General features: G+C 67.2%; 11 protein-coding genes and 2 pseudogenes. 7 read left to right on the forward strand and 6 right to left on the reverse strand.

From position 1 onward, the window contains the following. Positions 1-33: 33 nt before the first annotated feature. Complete coding sequence (locus QF050_RS03370; protein ID WP_308929159.1) at positions 34-2,373, reverse strand: beta-galactosidase; 2,340 nt, start codon at positions 2,371-2,373, stop codon at positions 34-36. Between the two features lie 415 nt (positions 2,374-2,788). Between QF050_RS03370 and QF050_RS03375 the strand changes: the two genes are divergently transcribed. Beyond that, positions 2,789-5,143 (forward strand): polysaccharide lyase family protein, encoded by a 2,355-nt coding sequence (locus QF050_RS03375; RefSeq protein WP_308929160.1) that lies wholly within the window; start codon positions 2,789-2,791, stop codon positions 5,141-5,143. A gap of 31 nt (positions 5,144-5,174) precedes the next feature. Then, positions 5,175-5,348, forward strand: a pseudogene (locus tag QF050_RS03380) (Sec-independent protein translocase subunit TatA); the annotation flags it as partial. A gap of 36 nt (positions 5,349-5,384) precedes the next feature. Here the strand turns inward: QF050_RS03380 and QF050_RS03385 are convergent. Beyond that, on the reverse strand, positions 5,385-5,771 hold the full coding sequence (locus QF050_RS03385) for a YgjV family protein (RefSeq protein WP_308929161.1): 387 nt from the start codon (positions 5,769-5,771) through the stop codon (positions 5,385-5,387). Positions 5,772-6,028: 257 nt separating this feature from the next. On the opposite strand from QF050_RS03385, the gene QF050_RS03390 reads away from it, so the two are divergent. The 3 genes and pseudogenes from QF050_RS03390 (at position 6,029) to QF050_RS03400 (ending at position 9,376) form a co-directional block, all read left to right on the forward strand. Continuing rightward, positions 6,029-6,478, forward strand: coding sequence for a helix-turn-helix transcriptional regulator (locus QF050_RS03390; protein WP_308929162.1), 450 nt, complete (start codon positions 6,029-6,031; stop codon positions 6,476-6,478). Between the two features lie 5 nt (positions 6,479-6,483). Continuing rightward, a pseudogene (locus tag QF050_RS03395) lies at positions 6,484-6,893 on the forward strand (VOC family protein). A gap of 92 nt (positions 6,894-6,985) precedes the next feature. Further along, entirely contained in the window at positions 6,986-9,376 is a 2,391-nt protein-coding gene (locus tag QF050_RS03400; RefSeq protein ID WP_374121494.1) for an ATP-binding cassette domain-containing protein, read from the forward strand. An 11-nt stretch (positions 9,377-9,387) separates the two neighbouring features. Here QF050_RS03400 and QF050_RS03405 read toward each other — a convergent pair whose 3' ends face one another. After that, positions 9,388-10,359 carry an alpha/beta hydrolase gene (locus QF050_RS03405; RefSeq protein WP_308929163.1) on the reverse strand — a complete coding sequence of 324 codons (972 nt, stop codon included), beginning with the start codon at positions 10,357-10,359 and terminating at the stop codon, positions 9,388-9,390. Positions 10,360-10,527: 168 nt separating this feature from the next. Between QF050_RS03405 and QF050_RS03410 the strand changes: the two genes are divergently transcribed. Continuing rightward, positions 10,528-11,097 (forward strand): MOSC domain-containing protein, encoded by a 570-nt coding sequence (locus tag QF050_RS03410; protein WP_374121495.1) that lies wholly within the window; start codon positions 10,528-10,530, stop codon positions 11,095-11,097. A gap of 126 nt (positions 11,098-11,223) precedes the next feature. Here the strand turns inward: QF050_RS03410 and QF050_RS03415 are convergent, their stop codons facing one another. The 3 genes from QF050_RS03415 to QF050_RS03425 form a co-directional block, all read right to left on the reverse strand. Then, positions 11,224-12,579: an MFS transporter gene (locus tag QF050_RS03415; protein ID WP_308929164.1), complete on the reverse strand. Its 1,356-nt coding sequence runs from the start codon at positions 12,577-12,579 to the stop codon at positions 11,224-11,226. A gap of 199 nt (positions 12,580-12,778) precedes the next feature. Continuing rightward, positions 12,779-13,651, reverse strand: coding sequence for an NAD(P)-dependent oxidoreductase (locus QF050_RS03420; RefSeq protein ID WP_308929165.1), 873 nt, complete (start codon positions 13,649-13,651; stop codon positions 12,779-12,781). Between the two features lie 224 nt (positions 13,652-13,875). Then, positions 13,876-14,079 carry a hypothetical protein gene (locus tag QF050_RS03425; protein WP_308929166.1) on the reverse strand — a complete coding sequence of 68 codons (204 nt, stop codon included), beginning with the start codon at positions 14,077-14,079 and terminating at the stop codon, positions 13,876-13,878. 305 nt (positions 14,080-14,384) lie between these two features. Between QF050_RS03425 and QF050_RS03430 the strand changes: the two genes are divergently transcribed. Then, entirely contained in the window at positions 14,385-15,728 is a 1,344-nt protein-coding gene (locus QF050_RS03430) for a glycosyltransferase family 87 protein (RefSeq protein ID WP_308929167.1), read from the forward strand. Positions 15,729-15,733 lie beyond the last annotated feature (5 nt).

The raw sequence follows: 15,733 nt of genomic DNA on the forward strand, positions 1-15,733 counted from the left end.
ACGAAACGTCCATAGTAAGACGGCGGGGACGTCTCAGCCCAGGACTTCCCGCCAATCAGACCAGCACACCAGCTGCACCCCGTCCACGGCAAGCAGGTCACCAACCGCCGCGTCCCTCCGGCACCGGGCCTCGGCCGGCAAACCCACCTTCGCGGCCTTGGGAAGCGGCAGGACTTGAAGCAAAACGTCCGCTCCCGGACGGATGCCGGCGTCGCCGATTTCGATGATCCAAGCAGACCCGTCCCAGAAGCGGTCGGCCACTACCCGGCCGTCCACGAGCAGCCGGGCGACGTCGCCTGCCCAGGTGATCTCCAGCTCGGTGGGCCCACCGCCAGCGGCGATCTCCGTCGTCGGAAGCTCCAGCCTGTACACCGCGGCGAACTCCGCCACCGCTTCCCCGCCCGGCGCGGCAGCCCGGCCGGCCAGCGAACCGAAGAACGCGGGAACCGCAGCGGCACTGCGGACGGGCGCCACGGTAACGTCCAGGCGGGAAGGTTCCCTGACCACCGCGTCGGCAGTAACAGTCTCGAACCGGCCGGACCGGCTCGAATACCTCCGGACCGACGCCATTCCCAAAGAGCGGCCCGCCACCAAACCACGCGCATCAACCCATACCGGCTCGGCGGACAGCACGAGCTCCCGGCCGCGAGGCGTATCCAGCATCCATGCCTGTTCCGCCAGCGAAGCCGGCAGCACCAGAATCTTCAAGGCGCCCGCAGAACACGTCACCGTCACCGGCGCTGCGGAAGAAGAAGGAACCGCGTAAGCATTCCCGCCCAGCGGAGCAGCCTCCCCCGACAGGACAGTCCCCTCCGGCAGGCACAGCCGCGGTTCGATGCCGGCTTCCGCGGCAAGGACCAACGTGGGCGATCCCTCCGGATCGAGCACTGTCAGCGCGGACGCGGTGGCCCAGAGCAACCGGACGCCACCCACCTCCAGATTCACCGGCCACGCGGCGATGGTGCCTGCGGGAATGTCAACGGGCGAGTCGGGCACTATCACCGGCCCATCAGCCAGGCCTAAACGGAACTGCGCGCCAAAATATATCGGAAGAGGAATATGCGGTTGGTGCCAAGTGATGAATACGAAGCCACAGTCCCCATCCGAACGCAACGCCCAGCGCAGGGTCTCCGCGTCCTCGACCCCCGACGGCTCCCGGTCCGGCAAGGTGGACGGCATCGGCGCCAGGCGCTCCCCGAACGCGGCCAGGAATGCGTGTTGCCGGCGCAGCAGCGCGAAGCCCGGCGCCAGCCTGCCGGATGCGCCGATGGGCGCATGGAAGTCGTAATCGAACTCGGGGAAGTCGTTCGGGTAGCCCGTCGCTTGGGACTCCTGCAGGCCGGCCGCAGGGTTCGTCCCGCCGGCAAACATGTAGTACCCCTGCCAGCCCGATCCGCTGCCGATCTTGTTGTTGGCAACGGCCGCCACGTCCTTGTCCTGTGGCCATGGCCGGCGGTGGTAGGCCGTGGCCATGCCGCCGGTGAGCTCGCAGGTGGCCGGCGGATAAAGGCTTGAGGCGGAGCGGGGCGGCGCGGCATCGCTTCCGGAGAGGTGTTCGCGGAGGTCGGCGCCGATGCCGGGATCGTCCCACTGGTGACTGAAGAAATAGTGCTGGCGGAACGTCGGGTCCCAGGCCGCGTCGGCATCCACCCAGAACCCGTCCCCGTAGCCGCCGAAGACCGACAGCACCTCCGCCTCGGGCAGGTCGGCCCCGCCCCACGCGGTGGCGGTCCAGATGGGGGCCGTGAGTCCGGCCGCCCGTGCCAGCTCCTTCAGCCGCGAAATATGGGCCGGCTGGTCGTAGAGCTCGTTTTCAAGCTGGATGCCGATCACGTTGCTGTGCGGCCCGGTCAGGCCGCGCAGCTCCGCTCCCAGCCGGTTGTACCAGCGCTCCACCATGGCCAGGTACGCGGGATCGTTGGTGCGGTGTTCGACGCCGGCCGCCTGGACCCAGTCAGGGAAGCCGCCATTGCGGACCTCGCCATGGGCCCAGGGCCCGACGCGCAGCACGACGTCCAGGTCCAGGGAGGCACAGAGCCGCACGAACGCCGCAATATCCAGGTTGCCGTCAAACCGCGCCCCACCCTGCACCGGCTCATGGTGGATCCAAAAGACGTAGCAGGCCACTACGGTGATACCGCAGGCCTTCATCAGGCGAAGCCTGTCCTCCCAGCGGTTACGGGGCAACCGGCTGAAGTGGATTTCCCCGGAGACCGGAATGGCGGGGCGTCCGCCGCATTCCAGGTAGTGGTTTGTGACCCGCCACCTGACGTGCGGATCCTCGATGTTGCTCATGGGCGGCCGCAGCAAGGCATTCCCGTGCGGCCGGTGGACGGCAGTCGGAAGTTCAAGGGCCGTATTTCGGGAGGGCATGAAGACGTCTTTCAGTTCACTGGGCGGTAAGGATCAGGTGGTTCTCCCGCAGGCAATGCCCCCCGCGTCAAGGATCTCCTGCTGGCCCGGCAGGGCATCGGGCAGGTCAACCCTGCTCCGCTCGCTGAGTTGGTTGGTCACCCGTCAAGGCTAAGAAGTGGTCTTGACGGGTGACCATGGCAAAAACGCTCAGCTATATGGACGATCGTGTACTCGCCACGGCGCCCGGAATAGTGCGTGCAGCTTGAGCGCATTCGCTTGGGCTCCCGCCAACTGAGGATGACGGGACTCCGGATGCCTTGTCGGAGTCCGGAAGCGGCTGCCGTACGCCATTGACGTTGCGGCCAACCCCTCATAAAATCGTTTCAATCATCCGGAAAGCGTTTTCCAGCCTCCGCTCAATGAGGAGCCATGTATGCAGCACAACGGAATGCAACCGTCCCAGGGTCGGGGAATCACCCGCCGAAACGCCATCCAGGGGGTGGGCGGGGCGGCGCTGGGTGCGGTCCTTGCCAGCCAGGCCGGGGGCGCTGCCTCGGCGGCGCCGCCGGTGGCAGCAGGAGAAGGCGTCAAGGTGTTGATCGGTGGCGCTCCGGCCAGTGTGGGCAGTTACGCCTTCCCGGCAGAGGTCCCGGAACTGGTCCTGGACAACGGGCTGGTGCGGGCCACGTTCGGACGGGATGACACCGGCATCCCCACCGGTTGGTCCGATGTCTCCATTACGGCGACGTCGATCGTGGTGGGCGGACAGGAGCTGGCACACAACCTCAATGGCGTCGAGCCGCGGGATCCGGACCGGCAGCACTCCTTCTATGTGGACGCCTCCGGTGGCAAGACCCGTCTTGTGTGTTCGCGGATTGACGTTGTGCGGGCCGAACCCGGCTTGGTTGAGGTGGTCTTCGTCGACACGACCAGCACCCCTCTGCGCCATGAACACCACCTCGTGATGCGCTCGGGCCGGCGGGGAATCTATGGCTACAACGTTATGACCGCGGTGACCGACACGGCCATCAACGAGGTCCGGATGAATACCAGGTGGGACCGCAGCATTCTCGATCATGCCTACAACTGGGAGCGCGGCGCGGGGCAGCAGCCAACATACGCCTACCTCGCCACCCAGCAGAGGCTGCAGGACGAGACCTGGAAGGTGGACGGCATCAACAACGCCACCCTTCCCAGTCCGGAAAGCAACTCCGGGAATTTGCCGGCGGACGCGGTCTACAGCAAGTACGACTGGAGCCTGTATCACCACGAGAACCCGATGTTCGGGCACTTCGGCCACGGCTACGGTGCCTGGTTCACTCCACTGGGCGGCATCACGGACGACACCCTGTGCGCGTTCTATGGAGCCGGGCCACAGCACCAGGACCTGGGGATCCACCAGGACGCACTCATCCTGAACTATTTCTCCCGCAACCACTACGGGGAACCCGCCTATCCCATCCCGGCGGGATACCGGCGGTTGTACGGGCCCTGGTTGACCTTCTTCACCGTCGGGGACGACTCCGATCCCGACGCGATGATCGCCCAGGCCGCGCGCACCGCCGAAACCGAGATCAGCGAGCACCGGGGCGGCGCGCCATGGGTGTCCGATCCCCTCTACCCGTCACCGGCCGGCCGCACCACAGTAACGGGCCGGGTCCGCCTGGCGGATGGCCGGCCCGCCGCCAACTTCCACGTGATCCTGTCCACCCAGGACAGCGACAGCCTGTTCCCCATCGCCGAGCCCACCTATTTCGTCAAAACCGACACCGACGGACACTTCACCCTCCCCGGTATCCCGCAGGCATGGAAGCCCGGCAGCACGGCACCAGGCTCCTACGTCCTGTACATTCAGCCGGCCGACGGCTCCGTTACCGACCTCTACCGCCGGCCCGGCGTCGTGGTATCCGGCAGCACCCAGGACCTCGGCGAGATCCTCTGGACCCCCGGCAGCCACGGGACATTCCTCTGGCAGCTGGGCCGCTCCGACCGGACCGCCGGAGAGTATGCACTGGCGACGAAGTCGCCGGTGAACGCCAAGCCGCGAGGCTACCTAAAACCGTCCACCATACCGGCCGATCTGACCTTCACCATCGGCGAAAGCTGGGAACCCACGGACTGGTACTACGCCCAGACCAACAGGGGCACCTGGACGGTGCGGTTCATGCTTGAGCGTGCTTTCCAGGGAACCGCCTACCTCACAGTTGCAACGGCCATGCAGCAGGGCGGCGCCCCCACGGTAGCCGTAAACGGCAACAGCTCGTCCATAACCGGCGTCCTCCCCAACAACAACGACTCCACCATTGCCCGGCAGGCAGACCGGAGTGGATATCCACGGACCGCCGTATTGTCCTTCCCGGCAGCACTGCTCACAGCCGGCGAGAACCGGATCACGTTCGCGCATGGCGCGCCAGCAGCGGCCGGCAAGGGACCGGGCTGGGACACTCTGGTCCTCGAAGTCGACGAAGGCACCCCCCAGCCCGCGGCACAGCTGACGGCTGATGTGCAAAAGGCGTACTCCGGCGGCACCACCACCTGGGCGGTGACTGTCACCAACAATGGCCCCGGCACGGCGCGTGACGTCCGGATTGAAAGCATCATGAACCCATCAGGCCAGCCGGCCAAAATCATCGGCCGGGACCCCGCCAAGTTTGCCGTTCCCCTGGCTGCCACCCTGGAACCGGGGGCCGGCACCACCGCGCACATCAGCGTCCTCGGCGGCCAACCAGTGACGGTGGCCCTGACAGCAGACGGCGGACGCACCACCACCAGCGCCGCGGGCAAATAGCCGAGGCAAGCAGGCAACGAAAGGATTTACTGTGGGGAGACTGTTCGATGGCCCGTGGCCCATCATCATCATTGTGGTTGTGGCGCTGCTCCTGTTCGCGGCGCCGAAACTGCCGGCCATGGCACGCAGCCTCGGCCAGTCCGTGAGGATCCTGCGCTCTGAGGTCAAGGAGATGAGGGCCGACGGCGACACAGCCGGCGGCGACTGAAGGAACCCTGCGCGTACGTCCCGCCGGCGGCGCCTAAAGCGCCAGCCGCGGCCCGTCCCCGGCGGGGTGTACCGAAGGGATCACCGGCAGGGAGCCGGCGAGGGCTTCCACCACGGCCATCTGGCCGGTGCTGTCCGGTACCCCCGGGTACTGCACCTGCGCCGGTTCGGCGGAGGGCGCGGGGTTTTCGGACCGCATCCGGACCAGCGCCACCGCGGAGATCAGGAACCAGGCCACGTTCGTGACCACGGACGGCCATGCCCCGTGAAGGGTTCCGTTAATGATGAAGGCAACGGAGCCGAACAGGTTTGCCGTCTGGAACCCCTTGCCGGCCTTCAGCCAGCCCATGGAAACGGCCAGGTACGCACTGAGTATCGCAACCGCCCCTGCCCAACCGGCGATTTCCCACAGCAGTTCCATGGCGTCCTTTCAAGGGTTTGCCTGCGCAGTATCCGGGCAGGGCTAATGGTGGTGATTCAGGGTTTGGTTTCGCCGGATGCCGTCCCCGCAGGACCGCGCACATCCAGCTCTGCGTTGCCTCGAGCCCTGTTCGGGCGAGGACCTCATGCGCTGGCGGCGGCATAATCATATCCTGCGCGCGGACGCCGTTCCTGCCGCTGGACCGTGACGCTCCCCACGTCTGGACAAGACCCCCGCGGCGTAGCACGATCGGAGCTGTGACCAGCAGTCCAGCCAACGATCCCTACCTCCGGGAACTCACCCAACTCCGCCGCGTCAAGGACCGGATGGACCGGGAGTACGCGCAGCCGCTGGACGTCGAATCCCTTGCCAAGGACGTCCACATGTCCGCAGGCCACTTCAGCCGCCGCTTCAAGCTCGCGTACGGCGAATCACCCTACAGCTACCTCATGACCCGGCGCATTGAACGGGCCATGGCGTTGCTCCGCATCGGCGACCTCAGCGTCACGGACGTGTGCTTCGCCGTCGGCTGTTCCTCGCTGGGAACCTTCAGCACCCGCTTCAGTGAACTGGTGGGCATGCCACCCAGCGTCTACAAGCAGGAGGCGGCGCACTCGACGGCGGGGATCCCCGCGTGCGTGGCGAAGCAGGTCACCAGACCGGTCAGGAATCGAGAAGCGCCCGCCCCTGAACCGTTACTAGCATGACTGCCATGGACATCAACATTTCCTCAACCTTCCTTCCCGCCACCGATCCCGACGCCTCACTGGCGTTCTACCGCGACGCCCTGGGCTTCGAAATCCGCAACGACGTGGGCCGCGGCACCATGCGCTGGATCACCGTGGGCCGGCCGGCCAGAAGGACGTCTCCATCGTCCTGCACCCGCCGGCGGTGGACCCCGGCATCACGGACGACGAGCGCCGCACCATCGCCGAAATGATGGCCAAGGGCACCTACGCCACGATCGTCCTCTCCTCCCCTGACGTGGACGCCGCGTTCGCCAAGGTGGAGGCGACGGGAGCCGACGTCGTCCAGGAACCCATCGACCAGCCCTATGGAATCCGCGACTGCGCCTTCCGCGACCCGGCAGGCAATACCGTCCGCATTAACCAGCAGTCTTAGGCATATAACCAGCAACGTATATATCAGACGACGCCGCAGGGGGCTGCCAGCGCAGCCTCCTTGCAGTACCGCCCAGGATAGAGGGGGACACCTTGAGCACCGACACCAGCACCGACGCTGCCCAAACCGGGATGCATCTGGCCGACACGCATGACACCATCCGGGTCCAGGGCGCGCGGGAAAACAACCTCAAGGACGTCAGCCTCGAGCTGCCCAAGCGGCGGCTGACCGCCTTCACGGGCGTGTCCGGCTCGGGCAAGAGCTCACTGGTGTTCGCCACCATCGCCGCCGAGTCGCAGCGCATGATCAACGAGACCTACAGCGCCTTCGTCCAAGGCTTCATGCCCAGCCTGGCCCGGCCGGACGTGGACAGGCTGGAGGGCCTGACGACGGCGATCATCGTGGACCAGGAGCGGATGGGCGCCAACCCGCGGTCCACGGTGGGCACGGCCACGGACGCCAACGCCATGCTGCGGATCCTGTTCAGCCGCCTGGGCCAGCCCTACGTCGGGCCGCCCACGGCCTTCTCCTTCAACGTTCCCACCCGCAAGGCCAGCGGCATCATGAGCACCGAGAAGGGCGGCCGGGTGGAGAAAAACGTGGTCCGCCAGGTGACCTACCTGGGCGGCATGTGCCCCAGGTGCGAGGGCATGGGCAACATCAGCGATATCGACCGGACCGCCCTCTACGACGATTCGAAGTCCCTGGCCGACGGCGCACTTACGGTCCCGGGCTACTCCATGGACGGCTGGTACGGCCGGCTGTTCGAGGGCATGGGCCTGCCGATGGACAAACCGATCGCGAAGTTCACCGCGAAGCAGCTGGACACGATGTTGTACGCCGAACCCACCAAGATCAAGGTGGAGGGCGTCAACCTCACCTTCGAAGGCATCATCCCCAAGATCCAGAAGTCCATGCTGTCCAAGGACGTGGAGGCCATGCAGCCGCACGTAAAGCGGTTCGTGGAGCGGGCGGTTACGTTCGCCACCTGCCCGGACTGCGGCGGCACCCGCCTCACGCCCGAGGTGCTCGATTCGCGGATCAACGGCAAGAACATCGCGGACCTGTGCACCATGCAGATCAGCGACCTCGCGCAGTGGATCCGCGGGCTGGACGAGCCCACGGTGCGCCCGCTGCTGGCCGGACTGCGGGACCTCCTGGACTCCTTCGCGGAGATCGGCCTGGGGTACCTGTCGCTGGACCGCCCGGCCGGCACCCTGTCCGGCGGTGAGGCGCAGCGGACCAAGATGATCCGGCACCTGGGCTCTTCCCTCACCGACGTCACGTATGTCTTCGATGAGCCCAGCATCGGCTTGCACCCGCACGATATCGAGCGGATGAACACGCTCCTGCTGCAGCTGCGGGACAAAGGCAACACCGTCCTGGTGGTCGAGCACAAACCGGAGATGATCGCGATCGCCGATCACGTCGTCGACCTCGGTCCCGGCGCCGGCACCGGCGGTGGCGAGATCGTCTACGAGGGCGACGTCGACGGGCTGCGTTCCAGCGGCACCATCACCGGGCGGCACCTGGGTGACAAGTCCCGGCTGAAGGATTCCGTCCGGGCGCCCCGCGGCGCGCTGGAGGTCCGGGGTGCCTCCACCAACAACCTGCGCGACGTGGACGTCGACGTGCCGCTGGGCGTGCTGTGCGTGGTGACGGGCGTGGCCGGGTCCGGCAAGAGCTCCCTCATCCACGGCTCGCTGGCGAAGCGTGACGGGGTGGTCGTGATCGACCAGGGCGCCATCAAGGGGTCCCGGCGGAGCAACCCGGCCACCTACACCGGGCTGCTGGAACCCATCCGAAAGGCGTTCGCCAAGGCCAACGGCGTCAAGCCTGCCCTGTTCAGCTCCAACTCCGAGGGCGCCTGCCCCACCTGTAACGGCGCCGGCGTGATCTTTACCGAACTCGGCGTCATGGCCACGGTGGAGTCCACCTGCGAGGAATGTGAAGGCCGCCGGTTCCAGGCCGCCGTCCTGGAGTTCACCCTGGGCGGGAAGAACATCGCCGACGTCCTGGACCTGTCCGTGGAGGCGGCGCTGGCGTACTTTGCCGAGGGCGAGGCCAAAACGCCGGCGGCACACAAGGTCCTGGAACGGCTGGCGGATGTTGGGCTGGGCTACATCACCCTGGGCCAGCCCCTCACCACGCTGTCCGGCGGCGAGCGCCAGCGCCTCAAGCTGGCCACGCAGATGGCGGAGACCGGGGAGATCTACATCCTGGACGAACCCACGGTGGGGCTGCACCTGGCCGACGTCGAACAGCTGTTGGGCCTCCTGGACCGGCTGGTTGACTCCGGGAAGTCCGTCATCGTCATCGAGCACCACCAGGCGGTCATGGCGCACGCGGACTGGATCATCGACATCGGTCCCGGCGCAGGGCACGACGGCGGCTCGATCGTTTTCGAGGGCACGCCGGCGGACCTGGTGTCCGGCCGGGCAACGCTCACCGCGCAGCACCTGGCGACCTACATCGGCCGCTAAGTCGCCGCCCGCTAACTTCGCTGCAGCCGCCCAAGGAAGGACACGGTGGCCGCGGCGATCTGCTGCTGCGCGGCCTGGCGGCTGATGCCGGGTTCGCCGTCGCCGGGCTGCGCCCCGTAGTCGCCGAAGAATGCGTGCACCCCGCCGTGGACGGCGGCGAATTCCGCGTCCACGGGGAGGAGTTCGCGGGACGCCTGGATCTTGGCAGGGGTGCTGAGCCCGTCCTGGCTGCCGGAGACGGAGAGGACGGACAGTCCGGTCCGCCCGCGCAGCGAGTCGATCGGGTAGGACGCGTAGAGGACCAGGCCGCTGACATCGGTGTTGGCCAGCGCGAAGGACGATGCGGATACCCCGCCCAGCGAGTGGCCGCCCACCGCCCACGTGGTGATGTCCGGGTTGTCGGCCATGGCGCTCCGGGCCTGGTTTCCGTCCAGCAGGCTGAGCCCCAGCGGTTCCTTCAGTATGACCACCCGGTACCCGGCGCCCACGGCAGGGGCCAGGATGTCCTGGTACGCCTTGGCGTCCACGCGGGCGCCCGGGTAGAAGACCAGTCCTTTCGTGGCGGTCCTGCCCTCCGGCGACATGGTGATGGCGGTGGCTGACTCGGTGATGGCGAGGTCCGACGTCGGGCCCGCTTCCGCTGCGTGGCCCGGCTGGTAAGCGAAGGGGCTGAGCCAGGCCAGCCCGGCGGCGAGCGCCAGCACGGCGAGCCTGGCCACCCAGGCACCGACGGCCCGGACACGTGAGCGTTGCCGCGGAACACCATGGCGACGCCACAGCACGACGGCCCAGGCCACCCCCGCCGCAGCTGCGGCCAGGAGGATGCCCGGCAGCAGCGGGTGGCCGTCCAGGACCGCAGGATTTCCGGCCAGCATCCACGCGGGAACCAGGATCAGGGCGGCGGCGCACGCCACCGACACCCAGAAGAGAACGGTCCGGTGCCTCGCGGGCATGACCGGGGCCGGGGCTGGTGAGGTGTCCATGGGTCTGATCTTTCCACCGGGCGTCCGGATATTGGTGAACGGCATACGCTGGTTAAACCAGGGCCTACGGCCGCAGGGTTCCCTGGCCGTGGAGCCGCTCCGGCGAGGGCCCAAGACCGAGCTTGCGAGGGCAGGGAGGCGGCGTGGACTTGCGAGGTGGGGGAACTGATGGGGACTTTCCGGTACGACGTCGAGATCCTGCACTTGCTGGTGTCCCCCGCGCACGCCTACTTCGGGCGGGCCCGCGACGGTGCCGCCGATGTTCCCACCGATGATGCTGCGCAGGCGGAGGTGGTGGCCGGGAAGGGCATCGTGGGCGACCGGTTCTTCGGCAAGGCCGCGCACATGGACGCCGCGGTGACCCTGTTCGCCGTCGAATCGCTTGAGGCCATCGCCGCCGAGCTGGGCACGCAGCCGTTCGATCCCCTGCTGACCCGCCGCAACGTGGTGCTCCGCGGGGCGCAGTTGGCGCCGCTGCTGGGACAGGATTTTGCGCTGGAGTCGGGCGGGGGCGTGGTGGGGTTCCACGGCGGCCGGCATGCCCAGCCCTGCGCATGGATGAACGAAATGCTCGCCCCTGGGGCGCACCCGGCCATGCGGGGCCGCGGCGGCATCCGGTGTCGGGCCTTAACCAGCGGGCTCCTGCACCGGGGCCCTGCCGTGCTGGTCAGTCCGGTGCCGCTGGATCCGGGCCAGGCCGGGGAGGCGAGCCTCCTGCGGCCATCGCGGCTTCCCTAGCGAGGCGTACGACGCCGTCACGCCCGGCACGCTTTCGGCCCACCCATGACGGCGGTGCCCCGGAAAACCGGGACACCGCCGTCGGGCACTCCTCGAAAGCCTGCTCCGCGTGACGCGGGCGCGGCGTCAGCTGGCCTGCTGCCCCTCAAGGTCCTCGAGCGATTTGCCCTTCGTGTCCGAGGACATCAGGGTGGCCACCGCGGAAACGAGGCAGATCCCGAGCGTGGTCAGGCCGATGGTGAGCGGCACGTTGGCGGAGCCGGGAGGAGCGATCGCGGTGAAGATGCTCGGGAAGAATGAGGCGATCATCAGCCCGATGTTCTGCGAGACGGCAAAGCCGGTCACCCGGATCCGCATGGGGAACTGCTCCTGGAAAAACGTGGCGAACGTGGCGTTCCACATCTGGAAGAAGATGCCCTGCACGATCACGACGCACACGAAGACCAGCGGCAGGCTTCCCTGCTGGATCGCCCAAAGGTATCCGGTCACCAGCACGCCGCCAATGACCCCGCCGGCCGCCATGAGCATCCGCCGGCCGATCCGGTCGGACAATGCGCCGAAAACCGGGATGGTGATGACGGCAGCGATGTTGGCCACCAGGGTCACCCAGAGGAACTCACTGCTGGAGAAGCCGTTGCCGTAGCCCTTCTGGGTGGCGTAGGAGACGCCGAAGATCAGCGTGGCCATGCCGATCACGTTGGTGAACGTCATCGCGACGCAGCGGACCAGGACGCCGGGGCGTGTGCGCAGGAGCTCGACGAGCGGGAAGCGCTGCTTGGCCTGGGCCGTTCCGGACTGCGCATAGGCGGGGGGTTCGGTCACGCGGCGGCGGATCAGGTAGCCCGCAAGGATGACGACGGCGCTGAGCAGGAACGGGACGCGCCAGCCCCAGGAGCTGAACTGGTCCGCCGGGAGGAGCGCGGCGAGCGGGAGGAGCACCGCCGTGGCCAGGATCGAGCCCACCTGGGTGCCCTGGAGGCTGAAGCTGGCGAAGAAGCCACGCCTCGCGTCCGGTGAATGTTCCACGATCATCGCGCTGGCACCGCCCAGCTCACCGGCCACCGCGAAACCCTGGATAAGCCGGAGGACCACCAGCAGTGCCGGCGCAAGGAGACCGACCTGCCCGTACGTGGGGAGGAGTCCAACAGCGAAGGTCGCGAAACCCATGAGCAGCATCGCGAACACGAGCACCTTCTTGCGGCCGTGCCGGTCACCGTACGCACCAAGCACCACGGCACCGATGGGCCGGGAGACATAGCCGACGGCGTAGGTGGCCAGGGAGGCGATGAGGGCTACGGTCGGGTTCCCGGACGGGAAGAAGATGGCGGGGAAGACCAGGGTTGCCGCCAGTGAGTACAGCGCAAAGTCGTAGTACTCGAGGGCGCTTCCGATCCAGCCGCTCATCGCGGCTTTTCTGGGGTCCCGCACACCGGTTCCAGCCCCTTGGCTGGTGAGGGGCACGCGGGTTGGGGTGGTGCTCATGTGCTTGTCCTTCGTCTTCTTTGGCAAGGAACCGGAGCCGCTGGTTTCGGCAGTGTCCAGGGCTGGTGTGCTGCGCCGCTTCAGCCGGATCGGGGTCGGAGCGGCAGCTCTTGAATCGATTCATCCAATATAGAAGGTGATGCGTGTTACGTCAATGGCAAGCGCTATCCCAGAAGGTCGCGGGACCGGCTCAGCCTCGCTACCGGCTCGCGTGGTAAGCGGCTGCCATGTCCTGCTTGTCGCGCCCTTGGCCGGCCACCCGGTCCAGCCTGGCGGCGGCTGCCTCCGCGCCGTCAAGTTTCAGCCCCTCTTGTGCGGCGGCATCGATAATGAGGTGGGCATCCTTGCGGGCGGTGTCGACGGCGAAGGACGCGGGCTCCAATCCATCGTCCAGGATGAGGCCCATCTTGGTCCGCAGGTAGGGCAGGTCCAGCGGGCCGCCGTCGAGCACGCTGAGGAACTGCTCCGGATCGACGCCCAGCGCCTGGGCAAGCGCCACCACCTCGCCCGCAGCATTGGAGGCGGCAATGACCCAGCTGTTGACCACCAGCTTGAGCCGGGCAGCCGAGCCCAGGGAGGGGTCTTCGCCCGTCCAGATGGTGCGGGCGCCAACGGCATCAAGGACCGGCGCTACGCGGTCGCGCACGCCCTCGGGGCCGGCGGCGAGTACCAGGAGCTGGCCCGCCTCGGCGGGCGCACGGGTGCCGGAGACGGGTGCCTCCACCAGGTCCAGGCCCAGCTCGGCGGCCAAGGCAGCGATTTTGGGAACATCCTCCACACCCACGGTGGTGGACTGGATCCATGCCGTGCCTGGCCGGATGCCGGGCGCCGCCTGCCGCATGACCTGCTCAACCGCGTCGGCGTCGTACAGCATGGTGAGGACAACGTCGGCGGCCTCCACCGCTTCGGCAGGGCTGGGCGCCCGCAGGGCACCTTCGGCGGCCAGCGGATCAGTCTTGCTGGCATCCCGGTTCCACACTGACACCTTGTGATCGGCCCGGAGGAGATTGCGCGCCATGGCCGCTCCCATGATTCCGGTCCCCAGAACCGCCACGCTCACCTTGGTATCCATGCCGCTGTTCTCCTGATCCGGATCTGTTTTCAGTGCAGACGAACGGCAGGTACCCACACGTGGCGGCGGCCAAACCCGGGACAAGGAATTTCTGCCACCTGGGCACGGCGGACACGCCAGGCAGGCGGGCATGGGCAGCCAGGTACGACGGCGGCGCGAAAGAGCGCGGGAGCACGTCCCTTACAAGGGGAAGCGGCGCCGCTGGTTTGGCGCCAAAGAGGTGGCTACCAGGCCTGGTGTTCCCGGGTGAGGCCGAAGGGAACCGTCTCGCTGAGGGAAACGGTGAATTTGTCCACGCCGTGCCGGGTGACGAGGATGCCGTGGCGCTCGCCAGTGAGTGCATGGGCCTTGGCGGCGGCGACGGCGGCGTCGAGTTCGCTGTCCATGCTCTGGCGGTCGGACACGGTCAGGGTCAGGGGGAAGTTCATGTTGTGGTGCCTTATGTCTTTCGTGGGGCCGGGTGGGCAAAACGCCGCCCAGCGCTCCCCCTGGCTGCATAGGCGGTGGGCACTGACGTGCCTCGCACCATGGTGCCTGAGCAAATAAGAGCCAGCAACTTTAGATAAATGCCGCAGGTCAGGCGCGCGGAGTTCAAGGATTGTCCTGACAATTATTGGCGGAGATGCGCCGTGAATTAGAGTTGAACAGGACTGGAACCCGAAATTCAAGGCCTCCAATCCCCATGAGACCCGCTTCGGGGCATGACCCGAGCCATTTTGCGCCGCCGCTGACTGTGCAACGACCTGACAAGGAATCCGCCATTTCCACCGACGCTCTCTTCGGCAACCTCACCCGGATCCGCGATGTCATCCTTCCCGCCAGGGTGCGGGCGGCGCTGAACAGCGGGCGCGGGCTGCTGGGCGGCTTCATCGTGGTGCACCTGGTCTTCCTGGTGTTCGGCGCGTCCCTGTCCCTGCGCGGCGAGGCCTTCAGCGACACCTTCATCTACCGCGAGTGGGCCATGGCCGGCTTCAACGACGCGAACCTCTCCGGCGGCCCCAGCCCCTGGGTCTACCCCATCCTGGCCTTGATTCCCATGGCCATCGCCGGGGTGGCAGGACCTGGCCCGTTCTTCTTACTCTGGGTCCTCATGACCACACTCCTCAACGGCTGGGCGCTGCTGAAACTCACCGGGCGGGGCCGCAACTCCAATGCCATCCCCGCCGGCTGGTGGTGGCTGGCATTCACGTTCCTGATGGGCTGGCTGGGATTCGCCCGCGTTGACGGCCTCACCGCTCCGCTGGTCCTGGTGGCCCTGGCGTATGGCGTCCAGCGCCCGTTCGTCGCCTCGATCCTGCTGGCAGTCGGCACCTGGGTCAAGGTGTGGCCGGCAGCCATCATGCTTGCCCTCTTTGCCGTCGTGAAGAACCGCCTGCTGGTGGTGCTGGCAGGAATAGCCGCGACGGCAGGCGTCGTGGCGCTGGCGGCAGCCCTGGGCAGCGTCCCCAAGCTCCTGAACTTCCTCACGCAGCAGGGCGACCGCGGCATGCAGCTCGAGGCCACCTTCACCACCCCCTGGCTCTGGCTGTCCGTCCTGAACATTGGAGGCTCCCGGATGTACATGAACACGGACATCAACTCCATGCAGGTGGACGGCCCCGGCACCGCCGTCATGTCCGTGCTGATGCAGCCGCTCCTGGTCCTGGCCGCCCTGCTGGTGGCCGGGCTGACGTTCTGGGCGCTCCACAACGGAAAGCAGCACAAGGTGGCCGGCGGCGTTGACCGCACCGAACTGCTCCTCGCCGGCGCCCTGACCCTTGCCACCGCCTTCGTGGTGTTCAACAAGGTGGGATCCCCGCAATTCATGGTGTGGCTCGGACCCGCCGTCGCCGTCGGCCTGGCACACAGCTGGCGCGAATGGCGCGTCCCGGCAGCGATGCTGATCGCCATCGCCGTGGCCACCTACTTCATCTACCCGCTCTTCTACGACGCCCTCAGCCACAACAACCCATGGATGGCGCTGGTGCTGACCATCCGCAACGTCCTGCTGGTGGTCCTGTTCCTGTGGAGCGTCCGGCGCCTGTACTCGCTGGGCAAGAAGACCGCAGCACCCGCCCCCGCGCTCAAGGAGACCTGAGATTT

Source organism: Arthrobacter sp. SLBN-112 (genome assembly GCF_030944625.1).
Taxonomy (GTDB): Bacteria; Actinomycetota; Actinomycetes; order Actinomycetales; family Micrococcaceae; genus Arthrobacter.

Excerpts from the sequence above, each read along its gene's own strand:
- QF050_RS03405 (WP_308929163.1), bottom strand. The coding sequence starts at position 10,359 with ATGGACACCTCACCAGCCCCGGCCCCGGTCATGCCCGCGAGGCACCGG.
- QF050_RS03375 (WP_308929160.1), top strand. The coding sequence starts at position 2,789 with ATGCAGCACAACGGAATGCAACCGTCCCAGGGTCGGGGAATCACCCGC.
- QF050_RS03420 (WP_308929165.1), bottom strand. The coding sequence starts at position 13,651 with ATGGATACCAAGGTGAGCGTGGCGGTTCTGGGGACCGGAATCATGGGA.
- QF050_RS03370 (WP_308929159.1), bottom strand. The coding sequence starts at position 2,373 with ATGCCCTCCCGAAATACGGCCCTTGAACTTCCGACTGCCGTCCACCGG.
- QF050_RS03425 (WP_308929166.1), bottom strand. The coding sequence starts at position 14,079 with ATGAACTTCCCCCTGACCCTGACCGTGTCCGACCGCCAGAGCATGGAC.
- QF050_RS03410 (WP_374121495.1), top strand. The coding sequence starts at position 10,528 with ATGGGGACTTTCCGGTACGACGTCGAGATCCTGCACTTGCTGGTGTCC.
- QF050_RS03415 (WP_308929164.1), bottom strand. The coding sequence starts at position 12,579 with ATGAGCACCACCCCAACCCGCGTGCCCCTCACCAGCCAAGGGGCTGGA.
- QF050_RS03385 (WP_308929161.1), bottom strand. The coding sequence starts at position 5,771 with ATGGAACTGCTGTGGGAAATCGCCGGTTGGGCAGGGGCGGTTGCGATA.